At 51.1% G+C, this 18,685-nt stretch carries 13 protein-coding genes, 1 pseudogene and 1 other annotated feature; of the genes and pseudogenes, 9 read left to right on the forward strand and 5 right to left on the reverse strand.

Annotation, left to right across the window (positions count from 1 at the left end; all coding sequences use genetic code 11):
- Nucleotides 1–64 precede the first annotated feature (64 nt).
- Nucleotides 65–2,497, reverse strand: coding sequence for a formate acetyltransferase (gene ybiW / locus SF0773; protein NP_706700.1), 2,433 nt, complete (start codon nt 2,495–2,497; stop codon nt 65–67).
- Nucleotides 2,498–2,502: 5 nt separating this feature from the next.
- Nucleotides 2,503–3,429, reverse strand: a complete 927-nt coding sequence (gene ybiY / locus SF0774; RefSeq protein NP_706701.1) for a pyruvate formate-lyase 2 activating enzyme — start codon at nt 3,427–3,429, stop codon at nt 2,503–2,505.
- Nucleotides 3,430–3,460: 31 nt separating this feature from the next.
- Here ybiY and mipB point away from each other — a divergent pair, with 31 nt between their 5' ends.
- A complete protein-coding gene (mipB, locus tag SF0775; RefSeq protein NP_706702.3) occupies nt 3,461–4,195 on the forward strand; it encodes a transaldolase in 735 nt (244 codons plus the stop codon).
- A 178-nt stretch (nt 4,196–4,373) separates the two neighbouring features.
- Here mipB and moeB read toward each other — a convergent pair whose 3' ends face one another.
- Both moeB and moeA read right to left on the reverse strand, forming a co-directional pair.
- Nucleotides 4,374–5,123, reverse strand: a complete 750-nt coding sequence (gene moeB, locus SF0776; RefSeq protein ID NP_706703.1) for a molybdopterin biosynthesis protein MoeB — start codon at nt 5,121–5,123, stop codon at nt 4,374–4,376.
- The gene (gene moeA, locus SF0777; protein NP_706704.1) at nt 5,123–6,358 is read right to left on the reverse strand and encodes a molybdopterin biosynthesis protein MoeA; all 1,236 of its coding nucleotides are present in this window, start codon (nt 6,356–6,358) and stop codon (nt 5,123–5,125) included. Before moeA ends, moeB begins: the two co-directional genes overlap by 1 nt.
- A 203-nt stretch (nt 6,359–6,561) precedes the next feature.
- Between moeA and ybiK the strand changes: the two genes are divergently transcribed.
- From ybiK to SF0784, 7 genes and pseudogenes are all read left to right on the forward strand, one after another.
- Nucleotides 6,562–7,527: an isoaspartyl peptidase gene (gene ybiK / locus SF0778; protein NP_706705.1), complete on the forward strand. Its 966-nt coding sequence runs from the start codon at nt 6,562–6,564 to the stop codon at nt 7,525–7,527.
- A gap of 19 nt (nt 7,528–7,546) precedes the next feature.
- On the forward strand, nt 7,547–9,385 hold the full coding sequence (locus SF0779) for a glutathione ABC transporter ATP-binding protein (RefSeq protein NP_706706.2): 1,839 nt from the start codon (nt 7,547–7,549) through the stop codon (nt 9,383–9,385).
- A 19-nt stretch (nt 9,386–9,404) separates the two neighbouring features.
- The gene (locus SF0780; RefSeq protein ID NP_706707.2) at nt 9,405–10,943 is read left to right on the forward strand and encodes a glutathione ABC transporter substrate-binding protein GsiB; all 1,539 of its coding nucleotides are present in this window, start codon (nt 9,405–9,407) and stop codon (nt 10,941–10,943) included.
- Between the two features lie 17 nt (nt 10,944–10,960).
- A complete protein-coding gene (locus SF0781) occupies nt 10,961–11,881 on the forward strand; it encodes a glutathione ABC transporter permease GsiC (protein NP_706708.1) in 921 nt (306 codons plus the stop codon).
- Between the two features lie 2 nt (nt 11,882–11,883).
- The gene (locus tag SF0782; RefSeq protein NP_706709.1) at nt 11,884–12,795 is read left to right on the forward strand and encodes a glutathione ABC transporter permease GsiD; all 912 of its coding nucleotides are present in this window, start codon (nt 11,884–11,886) and stop codon (nt 12,793–12,795) included.
- Nucleotides 12,796–12,989: 194 nt separating this feature from the next.
- Nucleotides 12,990–15,315 (forward strand) — a sequence feature (Similar to Escherichia coli K12 conserved hypothetical protein gi: 1787055 (783 aa). BLAST with identity of 98% in 775 aa. This CDS contains an in-frame stop codon. The sequence has been checked and is believed to be correct.).
- A pseudogene (locus tag SF0783) lies at nt 12,990–15,315 on the forward strand. (Overlaps the previous feature by 2,326 nt.)
- Nucleotides 15,316–15,322: 7 nt before the next feature.
- Nucleotides 15,323–16,651 carry a hypothetical protein gene (locus tag SF0784; RefSeq protein NP_706710.1) on the forward strand — a complete coding sequence of 443 codons (1,329 nt, stop codon included), beginning with the start codon at nt 15,323–15,325 and terminating at the stop codon, nt 16,649–16,651.
- Between the two features lie 46 nt (nt 16,652–16,697).
- Here the strand turns inward: SF0784 and rimO are convergent, their stop codons facing one another.
- On the reverse strand, nt 16,698–18,023 hold the full coding sequence (gene rimO, locus SF0785; protein ID NP_706711.1) for a ribosomal protein S12 methylthiotransferase: 1,326 nt from the start codon (nt 18,021–18,023) through the stop codon (nt 16,698–16,700).
- A 212-nt stretch (nt 18,024–18,235) separates the two neighbouring features.
- On the opposite strand from rimO, the gene bssR reads away from it, so the two are divergent.
- Nucleotides 18,236–18,619, forward strand: a complete 384-nt coding sequence (gene bssR, locus SF0786) for a biofilm formation regulatory protein BssR (RefSeq protein NP_706712.1) — start codon at nt 18,236–18,238, stop codon at nt 18,617–18,619.
- The last annotated feature ends 66 nt before the right edge of the window (nt 18,620–18,685 follow it).

Below are 18,685 nucleotides of genomic sequence, written 5' to 3' on the forward strand. Positions count from 1 at the left end.
AGTAAGGATGAAATTGATGATGTGAATGATTTAGCCCGGCGACGCCGCAGCCGGGCCGAAGAGATTACAGCATATGTTCAGTACGGGCGATGATATCGTCCTGAGCGTCTGGAGAGAGCGCGGTGAAGAAGGCGGAATAACCCGCGACACGCACTACCAGATCGCGGTACTGATCCGGATGTTTTTTCGCCTCCAGCAGCGTTTCGCGGGAAACGATGTTGTACTGAATATGCCAGCCTTTATGCACTTCAAAGAAGGTACGCAGCAGGATCATCAGTTTCTGCTTGTCAGATTCGTTCTCCAGCGTTGCCGGATTCAGTTTCTGGTTGAGCAACACGCCGCCGAGAATCGCTGCCGTAGGCAGTTTACCCACTGAGCCAATGACCGCAGTAGGGCCGAGATGGTCAGTACCAGAGGCCGGACTAGCGCCTTCTGCCAGCGGGGTGTGGGCTTTACGCCCGTCCGGCGTTGCCATAGTTTGCGCGCCAAACGGTACGTTAGCGGAGATAGACGACGTACCCGCGTAATAGTTGCCGCCAACCGGACCACGACCGTAGCGTGGGTTATGGTACTGTTTCAGTTCGTCGATATAGGTCTGATAAGCGCGAGCCAGCAGCGTATCGACGGTATCATCGTCGTTGCCGTACTTCGGCGCACCGTTAATCAGCCGCTGACGCAGTTGCTCATGAGTCAGGCCATCGAAGTCATCCGCCAGTGCGGCAGCCAGCTGTTGCTGACCAATCGCGCCCTGTTCAAACACCAGTTTCTTCACTGCCGCCAGGCTGTTGCCGAGGTTGGCAATACCGACCTGCAGGCCAGAAACCCAGTCATATTTCGCGCCGCCTTGCTTGATACTTTTCGCTCGCTCAATACAGTCATCCACCAGCGCCGAGCAGAGAATATCGTGCACGTTCTCTTCCAGCATGGTGTCGACGACATATTCGATTTCGATTGATTTACGCGTGTAGTAACGGATTTGCGTATCCCACGCGTCCATCACTTCATCGAAGTTGTTGAAGTTACCTGCCGACAACGCTTTTTCTTGTGGCAGGAACACTTTGCCGCTGGTGGCATCACGCCCGCCTTCCAGCGCCGCCAGCATCACGCGGGCGAAGTTGATAAAGCTCATGCCGGTACAGCGATAGCCCCATTTGCCACCGACGGCGGTTTCTATACAACCAATCGCTGCGTAGTCATAAGCGTCCTGCGGTTCAATACCGAGTTTAATAAATTCCGGGATCACGATTTCGTCGTTGTTGAATGCCGGCATCCCGAAGCCGCAGCGGATCACATGTACGCAGGCGTCGAGGAAATCGTTACTCATTCCTGCATGGTAACGCACGCTGAGGTTAGGCTGAGTGGAACGCAGGCGACCGCAGGATTCGAGGATCGCGTAAGAGAGTGGATTCACCGCGTCCATTGGTTGACCATCAACCAGATTTTGTCCGCCAATGGTGACGTTCTGATACAGCGGACTTCCCGCAGAGGCTTTTGAGTGGGAGCCGGAGCGGATTTTGTTCACTTCCAGCAATTTCAACCAGCAGCTATGCAGCAATTCGATGGCGTGTTCGCGATCCAGCGTCTGGTTCAGTTCAACGTCGCGGCGATAGTACGGGTAGAGATACTGATCCATACGACCAAACGACACCGAGTGACCGTTAGATTCAATCTGCAAAATCAACTGGATGAAGTAACACAGTTGCAGCGCCTGCCAGAAAGTCTGCGGCGGCTGGTGGGCGATAAGATCGCAGTTTTCTGCCATCGCCAGCAGTTCATCGCGACGGCTTTCGCGGGTTTCGGTCGCGGCCATTGCACGCGCCAGGGCAGCGAAACGTTCAATGTGTTCACTGACTGCCACCAGCATGATATCAATCGCTTTCAGGAACTGTTCGCCGTGCAAATCTTCCAGCACCGTCAGATTGATGCGCGAGCGACGTTCCGCTACTTTCTCACGCAGACCATCAAGCCCTTTTTCCAGCAGCAGCGGGAAATTGACCGCCAGGTGCGCATCGCCGGAGGTCATATTGCCTTCCGCTTTAATGATGCCGGTCGCCAGCAGACCTTTTTGCTCATCGGTAAACATGCCATAGCAGCGATCCTGTACCGTCTGACCGCGCCACCACGGGCACACTTCATGCAGAACACGTTTGTTCTCTTCGCTCACCGCAAAGCCAGCACCGGGACGATCTGCCAGATCATCAATCTCTTTTTCGATCCACGAGACAGTATATTCCGGGAAGATCGGCGCGGCGCGAACTTCGCTTGCCTGGTTGCCAATGATCAACTCATCGTGTTTGATCCAGATGGTGCGATTCGCCAGGTGATGCGCCAGTGCCAGCGCGCGACGTACCGGGATCGGCTTATCGAGATGTTGTTGATACATCTCGGTATAGTGCTGCGCGCGCTCGGTACAGACTGGCGGCTTCACAATATGCACCAGCGCATTTTTGTGCGCTTTAATGCGGTCGCTGAGCGTGTCCAGTTTCAGTGTGGTCATGGTTGTTATCCTCGTAAGGTCGCGGTTAACCCTTTCTGGCAGGCATACTGCTGGGCAAAATCGAGCAGCTCTGGCGCATCAAGCGGTTTTTCCGGGGCGTCATAGGGCAGATTAAGTAAGTGATATTTGTTGATGCCCAGCGTGTGGTAGGGCAGAAAATGAATTTCGCCAACGTGCAGCTCGTCGGCGGCAAAATCGGTAATGGCTTTTACAGAGGTTTCGTCGGCATTAAAGCCCTGAATCAGCGGCACGCGGATAATGATTTTTTTGCCCGCTGCGGCGAGTTTTTTCAGGTTATCCAGCACCCTGGCGGCGTTACCGTCGGTCCACTGTTTAAACGGCGCGTCGGCAACGTGTTTTAAATCGGCAAGAAACAGATCGATATAGGGCAGAGAAGGGGCGATATATTTCCACGGCACATGCAGACAGGTTTCTACCGCAGTATGAATGCCTGCCTCGTGGCAGGCTTGCAGCAGCGCCGTCGCCATTTCCGGCTGCATGAAGGGTTCACCACCCGAAAGCGTTAAGCCGCCGCCGCTGCGATCGTAAAACGGTTTATCGCGCAGAACGGTCGCCATGATCTCCTCAACGCTTTTCACTTCACCACACACGGTTAACGCCTGTGTCGGACAGCAGTCGGTTAACGCCGTCAGATGCTCCGGGGTTAACTTTTCCCGATGAATAAGCAAACCATTCAGCGCGCGCTCAATCACTTCCGGCGCGGCCTTAGCGCACAGCTCGCAGCCTTCCAGACACAGTCGTGCGTCATACAGCAGATCCTGCGTACGGGCGCGGCTTTCCGGGTTCTGACACCAGCGGCAGCCCAGCGAACAGCCTTTAAGAAATACGACCGTGCGGATACCGGGGCCATCATGGGTCGAGTAGCGCTGAATATTGAAAATCATAGTTGCCTCTCTGTTTCGTTCAAACATTAAAATACTTTCGAATGAAAGTTAGATTGATGTGCGTCAACTGTTCAGAGAGTTTTCCCGTGATAGTCTACATTCAGACAAAAAGTACATTTTGAGGATGGTTATGGAACTGTATCTGGATACTTCAGACGTTGTTGCGGTGAAGGCGCTGTCACGTATTTTTCCGCTGGCGGGTGTGACCACTAACCCAAGCATTATCGCCGCGGGTAAAAAACCGCTGGATGTTGTGCTTCCGCAACTTCATGAAGCGATGGGCGGTCAGGGGCGTCTGTTTGCCCAGGTAATGGCTACCACTGCTGAAGGGATGGTGAATGACGCGCTTAAGCTGCGTTCTATTATTGCGGATATCGTGGTGAAAGTTCCGGTGACAGCCGAGGGGCTGGCAGCGATTAAGATGTTAAAAGCGGAAGGGATTCCGACGCTGGGAACCGCGGTATATGGCGCGGCACAAGGGCTGCTGTCGGCGCTGGCAGGTGCGGAATATGTTGCGCCTTACGTTAATCGTATTGATGCTCAGGGCGGTAGCGGCATTCAGACTGTGACCGACTTACACCAGTTATTGAAAATGCATGCGCCGCAGGCGAAAGTGCTGGCAGCGAGTTTCAAAACCCCGCGTCAGGCGCTGGACTGCTTACTGGCCGGATGTGAATCAATTACTCTGCCACTGGATGTGGCACAACAGATGATTAGCTATCCGGCGGTGGAAGCCGCTGTGACGAAGTTTGAGCAGGACTGGCAGGGAGCGTTTGGCAGAACGTCGATTTAACCGGACGTTCTGCATCCTCATAAATTGCTGATGACGTGGCGGAGTGCACCGATGCCTGCCGCGCTTGGAAATCTGTGCCCGAACCGTAGGCCAGATAAGGCGTTCACGCCGCATCTGGCGTCTGGAGCAAATGCCTGATGCGACGCTTGTCGCGTCTTATCAGGCTTGGAGGTGGCAATTACTGCCCGCACACCTCACACCCCGGATTGCGCATCAGTTTCATTTCGCGAAACTGACAGGTCATCGCATCGTACATGACGATTTTCCCGCTGGCCGGTTTGCCATAACCTGCCAGCAGTTTGATCGCTTCCATTGCCTGCAACGAACCAATTACGCCTATCAACGGTGCCATCACGCCTGCTTCTACGCAGGTTAACGCGTTCTCGCCAAACAAACGGCTAAGGCAGCGATAGCACGGTTCGCCGTCCTGATAAGTGAAGACCGTGATTTGCCCTTCCATACGAATTGCCGCGCCGGAAACCAGCGGCACCTTCGCGGCAAAACAGCCTGCGTTCAGTTGATTACGTACCGCAACGTTATCCGTACAGTCGAGCACCAGATCGTGTTCAGCAATCAATGCTGCAAGTTCTGCGTCATCTAGCAGTGCATTGACTGGCGTAATCGCGATATGTGGGTTGATCCGCGTCAGGGCGTCACGGGCGGATTCCACCTTCGGTTGCCCGACCGTGGCATCACTGTGCAGTGTCTGGCGTTGCAGATTCGAGAGCGAAACCGTGTCGAAGTCGAGCAGCGTCAGGTTGCCGACACCGGCGCTTGCCAGATACTGCGAAGCTGCGCAGCCGAGTCCACCGAGGCCGACTACCAGCACACGAGAATCTTTTAGCGCCTCCTGACCGTCAAAATCAAAACCGCGCAGAATGATTTGCCGGTTGTAGCGCAGCATCTCCTGATCGCTGAGTTCCGCCATTACAGGCCTCCGAACAACGCGTTAAACGGTTCTACTTCCACCCATTCGCGCACGTCCACATTGCCGCGATCGCGTTCCAGCACGATAAAGCAGTTGCCGAGACTAAAGGAGCTAAATATATGTGAACCCTGATGTCCGGTGGTCGTCACTTCAAGTTCACCGTCGGCGTTGCGTTGCAGCACGCCGCGCTGGAAATCAAGACGTCCTGGCGTTTTTTTCAGGCGGGACGCTGTGCGTACGCGCTGGCGCGCGGGCAGGCCGCTGGCGGTGTTGCCGCTTAGTTTTGCCAGCAAAGGCTGTACCAGTTGATAGAAGGTCAGCGTCGCTGAAACCGGGTTGCCCGGCAGGCCGCAGAACCAGCTATTGCTGAGTTTACCGAACGCGAACGGTTTACCTGGTTTAATCGCCAGCTTCCAGAAGGCGATCTCCCCCAGCTCTTCAAGAATCATTTTGGTGTAATCCGCTTCACCCACTGAAACACCGCCGGAACTGATCACTACATCCGCCTGGCTGTCGGCTTCAATAAATGCGGCGCGCAGGGCATGTGGATCGTCGCGGATAATCCCTAAGTTGATTACCTCGCAACCCAGCTGTTCTAACATCAGGTGTACGGCGAGACGGTTGGTGTCGTAGATTTGGCCGTCGCCCAGCGGCTGACCGGGCAACTGGAGTTCATCACCGGTAGAAAAAAGCGCTACACGCACTTTACGAATCACCGGAACTTCGGCAATCCCCAGTGAAGCAATTACTGGCAGCTCTGCGGTAGTCAGGCGAGTTCCCGCCGGGAAAACAACCGCACCTGCAGAGATATCTTCACCGCGACGGCGAATATTTTGCCCGCTACGCACTTCAGCAGTAAAACGCACGCCATTGTCCGTTTGTTCAGTCTGCTCCTGCATCACCACCGCTTCGCAGCCTTCCGGCACCGGCGCACCGGTCATAATACGAATGCAGGTACCCGCAGGCCATTCACCATGGTATGGCTGACCGGCAAAGGATTTACCGGCAACGGGCAGCGGTTGCCCGGAGGCAATATCGGCTAAACGCACCGCGTAGCCGTCCATAGCGGAGTTATCAAACCCCGGGACATCCAGTGGCGAAACGACATCGCTCGCCAGAATACGACCAAAACACTGAACCAGTGGCAGCGTTTCCTGGGTGGTCAGTGGGGTAACGCGAGAAAGCATCTCATTAAGCGCGGTGTCGAGCGACATCAATCCGGTGGTAAATTCCATGAAAACACTCCTGCGGAGGCAAAATCGAATTTGCCTATTATGTCAGAAAAACGCCATAGACTGTATGCCACCTCGGGCGTAGCGTTGGCTCCTGCCTTTACATGCCATATCCATCTTTCTATATTCAAAAATTGAATGAGTAATTCATAAAAATTCTGATATTTATAGCAAAAGTGGCGAGCCACCCTTAATGGACGAATACTATGGGCAAAGCAGTCATTGCAATTCATGGTGGCGCAGGTGCAATTAGCCGCGCGCAGATGAGTCTGCAACAGGAATTACGCTACATCGAGGCGTTGTCTGCCATTGTTGAAACCGGGCAGAAAATGCTGGAAGCCGGCGAAAGTGCGCTGGATGTGGTGACGGAAGCGGTGCGTCTGCTGGAAGAGTGTCCACTGTTTAACGCCGGAATTGGCGCTGTCTTTACGCGTGATGAAACCCATGAACTGGACGCCTGTGTGATGGATGGTAACACCCTGAAAGCCGGTGCGGTGGCGGGCGTTAGTCATCTGCGTAATCCGGTTCTTGCCGCCCGGCTGGTGATGGAGCAAAGCCCGCATGTGATGATGATTGGCGAAGGGGCAGAAAATTTTGCGTTTGCTCATGGCATGGAGCGCGTCTCACCGGAGATTTTCTCCACGCCTTTGCGTTATGAACAACTACTGGCAGCGCGCGAGGAAGGGGCAACAGTCCTCGACCATAGCGGTGCGCCACTGGATGAAAAACAGAAAATGGGCACCGTGGGGGCCGTGGCGTTGGATTTAGACGGCAATCTGGCGGCAGCCACGTCCACAGGCGGAATGACCAATAAATTACCCGGACGAGTTGGCGATAGTCCCTTAGTGGGTGCCGGATGCTACGCCAATAACGCCAGTGTGGCGGTTTCTTGTACCGGCACAGGCGAAGTCTTCATCCGCGCGCTGGCGGCATATGACATCGCCGCGTTAATGGATTACGGCGGATTAAGTCTCGCGGAAGCCTGCGAGCGGGTAGTAATGGAAAAACTCCCTGCGCTTGGCGGTAGCGGTGGCTTAATCGCTATCGACCATGAAGGGAATGTCGCGCTACCGTTTAACACCGAAGGAATGTATCGCGCCTGGGGCTACGCAGGCGATACGCCAACCACCGGTATCTACCGTGAAAAAGGGGACACCGTTGCCACACAGTGATGAACTTGATGCCGGTAATGTGCTGGCGGTTGAAAATCTTAATATTGCCTTTATGCAGGACCAGCAGAAAATAGCTGCGGTCCGCAATCTCTCTTTTAGTCTGCAACGCGGTGAGACGCTGGCAATTGTAGGCGAATCCGGCTCCGGTAAGTCAGTGACTGCGCTGGCATTGATGCGTCTGTTGGAACAGGCGGGCGGTTTAGTACAGTGCGATAAAATGCTGTTGCGGCGGCGCAGTCGTGATGTGATTGAACTTAGCGAGCAGAGCGCTGCACAAATGCGCCATGTGCGCGGTGCGGATATGGCGATGATATTTCAGGAGCCGATGACATCGCTGAACCCAGTATTTACTGTGGGTGAACAGATTGCCGAATCAATTCGTCTGCATCAGAACGCCAGTCGTGAAGAAGCGATGGTCGAGGCGAAGCGGATGCTGGATCAGGTACGCATTCCGGAGGCACAAACCATTCTTTCACGTTATTCGCATCAACTCTCTGGCGGGATGCGCCAGCGAGTGATGATTGCGATGGCGCTGTCATGCCGCCCGGCGGTGCTGATTGCCGATGAGCCAACCACCGCGCTGGATGTCACTATTCAGGCGCAGATCCTGCAATTAATCAAAGTATTGCAAAAAGAGATGTCGATGGGCGTTATCTTTATCACTCACGATATGGGCGTGGTGGCAGAGATTGCCGATCGGGTACTGGTGATGTATCAGGGCGAGGCGGTGGAAACGGGTACCGTCGAACAGATTTTTCATGCACCGCAACATCCTTACACCCGTGCGCTGTTAGCTGCTGTTCCGCAACTTGGTGCGATGAAAGGGTTAGATTATCCCCGACGTTTCCCATTGATATCGCTTGAACATCCAGCGAAACAGGAACCCCCCATCGAGCAGAAAACGGTGGTGGATGGCGAACCTGTTTTACGGGTGCGTAATCTTGTCACCCGTTTCCCTTTGCGCAGCGGTTTGTTGAATCGCGTAACGCGGGAAGTGCATGCCGTTGAGAAAGTCAGTTTTGATCTCTGGCCTGGCGAAACGCTATCGCTGGTGGGCGAGTCTGGCAGCGGTAAATCCACTACCGGGCGGGCGTTGCTGCGCCTGGTCGAATCGCAGGGCGGCGAAATTATCTTTAACGGTCAGCGAATCGATACCTTGTCACCTGGCAAACTTCAGGCATTGCGCCGGGATATTCAGTTTATTTTTCAGGACCCTTACGCTTCGCTGGACCCACGTCAGACCATCGGTGATTCGATTATCGAACCGCTGCGTGTACACGGTTTATTGCCAGGTAAAGACGCGGCTGCACGCGTTGCGTGGTTGCTGGAGCGCGTGGGCCTGTTACCTGAACATGCCTGGCGTTACCCGCATGAGTTTTCCGGCGGTCAGCGCCAGCGCATCTGCATTGCTCGCGCGTTGGCATTGAATCCAAAAGTGATCATTGCCGACGAAGCCGTTTCGGCGCTGGATGTTTCTATTCGCGGGCAGATTATCAACTTGTTGCTCGATCTCCAGCGTGATTTCGGCATTGCGTATCTGTTTATCTCCCACGATATGGCTGTGGTAGAGCGGATTAGTCATCGTGTGGCGGTGATGTATCTCGGGCAAATTGTTGAAATTGGTTCACGGTGCGCGGTCTTCGAAAACCCGCAGCATCCTTATACGCGTAAATTACTGGCGGCAGTTCCGGTCGCTGAACCGTCCCGACAACGACCGCAGCGTGTACTGCTGTCGGACGATCTTCCCAGCAATATTCATCTGCGTGGCGAAGAGGTGGCAGCCGTCTCGTTGCAATGCGTCGGGCCGGGGCATTACGTCGCACAACCACAATCAGAATACGCATTCATGCGTAGATAACATTCAGGCGGAGAATAAAATGGCAAGAGCTGTACACCGTAGTGGGTTAGTGGCGCTGGGCATTGCGACAGCGTTGATGGCATCTTGTGCATTCGCTGCCAAAGATGTGGTGGTGGCGGTAGGATCGAATTTCACCACGCTCGATCCGTATGACGCGAATGACACGTTATCTCAGGCCGTAGCGAAATCGTTTTACCAGGGGCTGTTCGGTCTGGATAAAGAGATGAAACTGAAAAACGTGCTGGCGGAGAGTTATACCGTTTCCGATGACGGCATTACTTACACCGTGAAATTGCGGGAAGGAATTAAATTCCAGGATGGCACCGATTTCAACGCAGTGGCGGTAAAAGCGAATCTGGACCGGGCCAGCGATCCGGCGAATCATCTTAAACGCTATAACCTGTATAAGAATATTGCCAAAACGGAGGCGATCGATCCGACAACGGTAAAGATTACCCTCAAACAGCCGTTCTCAGCGTTTATTAATATTCTTGCCCATCCGGCGACCGCGATGATTTCACCGACAGCGCTGGAAAAATATGGCAAGGAGATTGGTTTTCATCCGGTGGGAACCGGACCGTATGAACTGGATACCTGGAATCAGACCGATTTTGTGAAGGTGAAAAAATTCGCGGGTTACTGGCAGCCAGGATTGCCCAAACTGGACAGCATAACCTGGCGTCCGGTGGCGGATAACAACACCCGCGCGGCAATGCTGCAAACCGGTGAAGCGCAGTTTGCTTTCCCCATTCCCTACGAGCAGGCCACACTGCTGGAGAAAAACAAAAATATCGAGTTGATGGCCAGTCCGTCAATTATGCAGCGTTATATCAGTATGAACGTGACGCAAAAGCCGTTCGATAACCCGAAGGTCCGTGAGGCGCTGAATTACGCCATTAACCGTCCGGCGCTGGTGAAAGTTGCCTTTGCGGGCTATGCAACTCCAGCTACTGGTGTGGTACCGCCAAGTATCGCCTACGCGCAAAGTTATAAACCGTGGCCTTACGATCCAGTGAAAGCGCGCGAATTACTGAAAGAGGCGGGATATCCCAACGGTTTCAGTACCACGCTGTGGTCGTCACATAACCACAGCACCGCGCAGAAAGTGCTGCAATTTACCCAGCAGCAGTTAGCGCAGGTCGGGATTAAAGCCCAGGTGACCGCGATGGATGCCGGACAGCGGGCGGCAGAAGTTGAAGGTAAAGGGCAAAAAGAGAGTGGCGTGCGGATGTTCTACACTGGCTGGTCGGCTTCAACCGGCGAAGCCGACTGGGCACTATCGCCGCTGTTTGCCTCGCAAAACTGGCCACCGACGCTGTTTAATACCGCGTTTTACAGCAATAAACAGGTGGATGACTTCCTGGCTCAGGCACTGAAAACGAATGATCCGGCGGAAAAGACCCGCTTATATAAGGCGGCGCAGGATATCATCTGGCAAGAATCGCCGTGGATCCCGCTGGTGGTAGAAAAACTGGTGTCGGCACACAGTAAAAACCTGACCGGTTTTTGGATCATGCCAGATACCGGCTTCAGCTTTGAAGACGCGGATTTGCAATAAGCAACGCAGGGAGTGGAATGCTTTATTACGTTATCAAACGATTACTGGGGTTGATTCCGACGCTGTTTATCGTCTCGGTGCTGGTGTTTTTATTTGTCCACATGCTGCCCGGCGATCCGGCGCGATTGATTGCCGGGCCCGAAGCTGATGCGCAGGTTATAGAACTGGTGCGTCAGCAGCTGGGGTTGGATCAGCCGCTGTATCACCAGTTCTGGCACTATATCAGCAATGCTGTGCAGGGGGATTTTGGCCTGTCGATGGTGTCGCGTCGTCCGGTTGCCGATGAGATTGCCAGCCGCTTTATGCCAACGCTATGGCTGACCATAACCAGTATGGTCTGGGCGGTGATATTTGGTATGGCGGCGGGAATTATCGCCGCCGTCTGGCGTAATCGTTGGCCGGATCGATTGAGTATGACCATTGCGGTGTCGGGGATCTCGTTTCCGGCATTTGCGCTGGGGATGTTTTTAATTCAGGTATTCTCCGTTGAACTGGGCTGGCTGCCTACTGTGGGAGCAGACAGTTGGCAGCACTACATTTTACCCTCCCTGACGCTCGGCGCGGCAGTGGCCGCCGTGATGGCGCGCTTTACCCGTGCGTCATTTGTCGACGTTTTAAGCGAAGATTATATGCGTACCGCGAGGGCGAAAGGGGTGAGCGAAACCTGGGTTGTCCTCAAACACGGGCTACGCAACGCGATGATCCCGGTAGTGACCATGATGGGCTTACAGTTTGGCTTTTTGCTCGGTGGTTCTATCGTGGTGGAGAAAGTTTTCAACTGGCCCGGACTTGGACGCTTACTCGTTGACTCTGTAGAAATGCGCGATTACCCGGTGATTCAGGCGGAAATTCTGCTTTTCTCGCTGGAATTTATTCTTATCAACTTAGTGGTGGATGTGCTTTACGCCGCCATTAACCCGGCTATCAGGTACAAGTAAGGATGCGACTATTTAACTGGCGACGTCAGGCGGTGTTAAACGCCATGCCACTGGTCAAACCTGACCAGGTACGTACACCGTGGCATGAATTCTGGCGACGATTTCGCCGTCAGCATATGGCGATGACCGCCGCATTATTCGTTATTTTATTGATTGTGGTGGCCATTTTTGCACGCTGGATCGCTCCCTATGACGCCGAAAATTATTTTGATTATGACAATCTGAATAACGGACCTTCTTTGCAGCACTGGTTTGGCGTCGATTCACTGGGGCGCGACATTTTCAGCCGTGTCCTGGTTGGTGCGCAAATCTCGCTGGCGGCGGGCGTGTTTGCCGTGTTTATCGGTGTGGCGATAGGGACGTTGCTGGGCTTGTTGGCTGGATATTATGAAGGCTGGTGGGATCGGCTGATCATGCGCATTTGCGATGTGCTGTTTGCCTTCCCGGGTATTTTACTGGCGATCGCTGTTGTTGCGGTGTTGGGAAGCGGCATTGCTAACGTGATTATCGCAGTCGCCATTTTTTCCATCCCCGCGTTTGCCCGCCTGGTGCGCGGCAACACGCTGGTGTTGAAACAGCAAACCTTTATTGAGTCAGCACGCAGTATTGGTGCCAGCGATATGACCATTTTATTGCGTCATATCCTGCCTGGGACCGTCTCTTCTATCGTGGTGTTTTTCACCATGCGCATTGGCACCTCGATTATCTCTGCCGCCAGCCTGTCATTTCTCGGCCTCGGTGCGCAGCCGCCGACACCAGAGTGGGGAGCAATGCTCAATGAGGCACGAGCGGATATGGTTATCGCGCCGCATGTCGCTGTTTTTCCGGCCCTGGCTATTTTTCTGACCGTACTGGCGTTCAATTTGTTGGGCGATGGTTTACGCGATGCGCTGGATCCGAAAATTAAAGGATAGTTACGTTTGAATATTGCTTGAAAGGGTAATCACCTCACAGGAAATTATTGCCCTAAGCAAGTGTTGTAACTTTCTGCTGATTTTGTAGAATCGGGTAATTTGGTTAAAAAGCCGCAGCAAGGGACTATTTTTGCAGCGGCACAGCGTTCAGATAGTTATTTTGTTAAATGTATTAACATGCTGAGTTTATACGAAAAGATAAGGCTGATAATTTTATTTTTATTGGCAGCACTGTCATTTATTGGTCTTTTTTTCATGATTAACTATCAACTGGTATCGGAACGCGCGGTAAAACGTGCCGATAGCCGCTTTGAACTTATTCAGAAAAACGTTGGCTATTTCTTTAAAGATATTGAACGTTCGGCCCTGACATTAAAGGACTCACTGTATTTATTAAAAAATACAGAGGAGATTCAACGCGCCGTGATTCTGAAAATGGAAATGATGCCATTTTTAGACTCGGTGGGACTGGTACTTGATGATAATAAATATTATCTCTTTTCGCGGAGGGCGAATGATAAAATCGTTGTTTATCATCAGGAACAAGTAAATGGACCGCTTGTCGACGAGTCAGGGCGGGTTATTTTTGCCGATTTTAACCCATCGAAACGACCGTGGTCGGTGGCTTCAGATGACTCTAACAACAGCTGGAATCCGGCATACAATTGCTTTGATCGTCCGGGTAAAAAATGTATCTCTTTTACGCTACGTATCAACGGCAAAGATCACGATTTGTTAGCGGTAGATAAAATTCATGTCGATTTAAACTGGCGGTATCTGAACGAGTATCTTGATCAAATCAGCGCTAATGATGAAGTTCTATTTTTGAAACAAGGTCATGAGATCATTGCCAAGAATCAACTCGCTCGTGAAAAACTGATTATTTATAATAGCGAAGGTAATTATAATATTATTGATTCTGTCGATACGGAGTATATTGCAAAGACATCAGCAGTGCCAAATAATGCATTGTTCGAAATCTATTTTTATTATCCTGGCGGTAATTTATTGAACGCATCAGATAAACTTTTTTATCTACCGTTTGCGTTCATTATTATCGTGTTGCTGGTGGTATATTTCATGACCACTCGTGTGTTCCGTCGGCAATTTTCTGAAATGACCGAGCTGGTTAATACGCTGGCGTTTTTGCCCGACTCAACGGATCAGATCGAGGCTCTGAAAATTCGCGAAGGCGATGCGAAAGAGATTATCAGCATCAAAAATTCGATCGCGGAAATGAAAGATGCCGAAATTGAACGGTCAAATAAATTGCTCTCACTGATCTCTTACGATCAGGAAAGCGGTTTTATTAAAAATATGGCGATTATTGAGTCCAACAATAATCAGTATCTGGCTGTGGGGATCATCAAACTGTGTGGTCTGGAAGCCGTGGAGGCGGTGTTTGGTGTTGATGAACGCAATAAAATCGTCAGGAAATTGTGTCAGCGAATTGCCGAGAAATATGCGCAATGCTGCGATATCGTGACATTCAATGCCGATCTCTATTTACTTCTGTGTCGGGAAAATGTACAGACATTTACCCGTAAAATAGCGATGGTAAACGATTTTGACAGCAGCTTTGGCTACCGCAATCTGCGCATCCATAAGTCTGCCATTTGTGAACCTTTGCAGGGGGAAAACGCCTGGAGTTACGCAGAAAAACTGAAACTGGCGATTTCCAGTATCCGTGACCATATGTTCTCCGAGTTTATTTTCTGTGATGACGCGAAACTCAACGAAATAGAAGAGAATATCTGGATTGCGCGTAATATTCGCCATGCAATGGAAATTGGCGAACTATTCCTCGTCTATCAACCGATCGTTGATATTAACACCCGCGCCATTCTGAGCGCGGAGGCGTTGTGCCGTTGGGTTTCTGCGGAGCGGGGGATCATTTCACCGCTGAAGTTCATTACCATTGCTGAAGATATCGGGTTTATCAATGAGCTGGGTTATCAGATTATTAAAACGGCAATGGGTTAATTCAGACATTTTAGTCAACGTGCGTCGCTGAAGGATGATTTCTTACTGCATATTAATGTTTCGCCCTGGCAGTTAAACGAACCGCACTTTCATGAGCGTTTTACCACCATCATGAAAGAAAATGGCCTGAAGGCGAACAGCCTCTGTGTTGAGATCACTGAAACCGTGATCGAGCGAATTAATGAACATTTTTATCTCAATATTGAACAACTGCGTAAACAAGGGGTACGGATATCGATTGATGACTTTGGCACCGGTTTGTCAAACCTGAAACGTTTTTATGAAATTAATCCAGACAGCATAAAGGTGGACTCGCAATTTACCGGCGATATTTTCGGTACTGCGGGAAAAATTGTGCGCATTATTTTCGATCTGGCACGCTATAACCGGATCCCGGTGATTGCGGAAGGCGTAGAGAGCGAAGACGTTGCGCGCGAATTAATTAAATTAGGATGTGTTCAGGCTCAGGGGTATCTGTACCAGAAACCCATGCCATTCTCCGCTTGGGATAAAAGTGGAAAATTAGTAAAAGAGTAGTTTACGTATGTCCAGAATCAATAAGTTCGTACTTACAGTCAGTCTGCTGATTTTTATCATGATTTCAGCAGTTGCCTGCGGGATCTACACTCAAATGGTAAAGGAACGGGTGTATAGCCTGAAACAGTCCGTTATTGATACTGCTTTTGCGGTGGCAAATATTGCTGAATATCGGCGTAGCGTGGCAATTGATCTTATCAACACGCTAAATCCCACGGAGGAACAGCTGTTGGTTGGTTTGCGCACAGCTTACGCCGACTCGGTTTCCCCCTCTTATTTGTACGATGTCGGTCCTTATCTGATTTCCAGTGACGAATGTATTCAGGTAAAGGAGTTCGAGAAAAATTATTGTGCAGATATTATGCAGGTTGTGAAGTATCGACATGTCAAAAATACAGGGTTTATCTCTTTTGACGGTAAAACCTTCGTCTATTACCTCTATCCGGTAACTCACAATCGTAGTCTGATATTTTTGCTTGGTCTGGAGCGTTTTTCTTTACTGTCAAAATCGCTGGTGATGGACAGCGAGAACCTGATGTTCTCTCTATTTAAGAACGGTAAACCGGTGACCGGTGATGAATATAATGCTAAAAACGCCATCTTCACCGTTTCGGAAGCGATGGAGCACTTCGCCTATTTGCCGACCGGATTGTACGTATTTGCGTATAAAAAAGATGTTTATTTGCGGGTTTGTACATTGATTATTTTCTTTGCCGCATTGGTGGCAGTGATATTGGGTGCCAGTTGCCTCTATCTGGTACGCAGAGTGATTAATCGTGGTATTGTGGAGAAAGAAGCCATCATTAATAACCATTTTGAACGCGTACTGGATGGCGGGCTTTTCTTTTCGGCTGCCGATGTCAAAAAACTCTACAGTATGTATAACTCGGCGTTCCTGGACGACCTGACCAAAGCAATGGGCAGAAAATCCTTTGATGAAGATTTAAAAGCGCTGCCGGAAAAAGGCGGTTATTTGTGTCTGTTTGACGTCGATAAATTCAAAAACATTAACGACACCTTCGGTCATTTGCTGGGCGATGAAGTGTTGATGAAAGTGGTGAAAATCCTTAAATCACAGATCCCGGTAGATAAAGGTAAAGTCTACCGCTTCGGAGGTGACGAATTTGCGGTGATTTATACTGGCGGCACGCTGGAAGAGTTGCTATCGATACTAAAAGAAATCGTTCATTTCCAGGTGGGAAGCATTAATTTAAGCACCAGTATCGGTGTAGCGCATTCAAATGAATGTACTACCGTCGAACGCTTGAAAATGCTGGCGGATGAGCGGCTGTATAAGAGTAAGAAAAACGGCAGGGCACAGATTAGCTGGCAGTAATCATTATTCGCAGGCCGGACAAATGATTTTGCCCGGCCTGAATTAATTAAACCCGGCTACCCCACAAATCGTACTCATCGGCGTGCTCGACTTTCACACGCAGGATATCACCCGGCTTAACGTTGGTTTCACCATTGAGATAAACCGCGCCGTCGATTTCCGGTGCATCTGCCATGCTGCGACCAATCGCGCCTTCTTCGTCCACTTCGTCGATAATCACCAGAATTTCACGGCCCACTTTCTCTTGCAGGCGCTCGGCGGAAATCTGCTGCTGCAGCTGCATGAAACGGTTCCAGCGTTCTTCTTTCACTTCTTCCGGAACCTGGTCAGGCAGGGCATTGGCGTCTGCACCTTCAACCGGGCTGTATTTAAAGCAGCCAACGCGATCCAGACGTGCTTCTTTCAGGAAGTCGAGTAGCATCTGGAAATCTTCTTCCGTCTCGCCAGGGAAGCCGACAATAAAGGTTGAGCGTAGGGTCAGTTCCGGGCAGATTTCGCGCCACTGTTTGATGCGCGCCAGTTGGCGATCTACAGAACCCGGACGCTTCATCAGTTTGAGAATGCGCGGGCTGGCGTGCTGCAACGGAATGTCCAGATACGGCAGGATTTTGCCTTCTGCCATCAGTGGGATGACGTCGTCCACATGCGGATAAGGGTAAACGTAGTGCAGACGTGTCCAGATCCCCAGTTTCGATAACTGTTCGCACAGGCTGACCATGCTGGTTTTTACCGGCTCGCCGTTGTGGAAGCCAGTACGATGTTTAACATCAACGCCATAGGCGGAAGTATCCTGCGAGATCACCAGAATCTCTTTAACGCCCGCATCTACCAGACGTTTCGCTTCACTTAACACTTCGCCAATCGGACGGCTCACCAGGTCGCCGCGCATAGACGGAATAATGCAGAAGGTGCAGCGGTGATTACAGCCTTCCGAAATTTTCAGATAGGCATAATGACGCGGCGTCAGTTTCACACCTTGTTCTGGCACCAGGCTCAGGAATGGGTTGTGTTTCGGTTTTGGCACGTAGTGATGAACGTGCTCCAGAACCTGCTCATAGCTATGAGGCCCGGTGATTTCCAGCACTTTCGGGTGGACTTCGCGGATCTGATCTTCTTTTGCCCCCAGACAACCGGTCACAATTACCTTGCCGTTTTCATTCAACGCTTCACCAATGGCTTCCAGTGATTCTTGTACCGCGCTGTCAATAAAGCCGCAGGTGTTGACGATCACCATGTTCGCATCGTCATAGCTCGGTACCACGTCATAACCTTCAGTGCGGAGTTCGGTGAGAATACGCTCTGAATCGACAAGGTTTTTCGGACAGCCAAGGGAAACAAAGCCGATTTTCGGCTGGGGAGTTACTTTGCTCATAGCTTAAAAAATATTCAGTTACAGGAAAGGTCAGGGCAGGGATTCTACAGAGTTCTGGATAAAATTTGTATCGCAATCTCATTCGCTGGCGGAGGCGAAGGAAATGTAAATTTTGTTAATTCGGCGTGAAGAATTGATCCTGGACAGCATTTTGCTCAAAAAATAGCCATACTATTTAATTGCAACAAGGCTGGAAAGAGGAGGATCGAAGTATGTTCGTTGACAGACAGCGAATCGATCTGCTGAACCGGTTGATCGACGCACGCGTTGACCTCGCTGCATACGTGCAACTGAGGAAGGCAAAAGGATACATGTCCGTCAGCGAAAGCAATCATCTACGAGATAACTTTTTTAAACTGAATCGCGAACTGCACGATAAATCGCTGCGGTTGAATCTTCATCTGGATCAGGAAGAGTGGAGTGCTCTTCATCATGCTGAAGAAGCATTAGCGACAGCCGCAGTATGTTTGATGAGTGGGCACCATGATTGCCCGACTGTTATTACCGTCAACGCCGATAAGCTTGAAAATTGTCTGATGAGCTTAACGCTGAGTATCCAGAGCCTGCAGAAGCACGCCATGCTTGAGAAGGCCTGAAAACTAAGGGGGAGAAAGCGTCTCCCCCTTCATGTTTAAGTTTTTGTAAAAATGAATTTGTTATCT

The sequence above is a fragment of the Shigella flexneri 2a str. 301 genome (genome assembly GCF_000006925.2).
In the GTDB taxonomy this organism is placed as follows: Bacteria; Pseudomonadota; Gammaproteobacteria; order Enterobacterales; family Enterobacteriaceae; genus ECMA0423.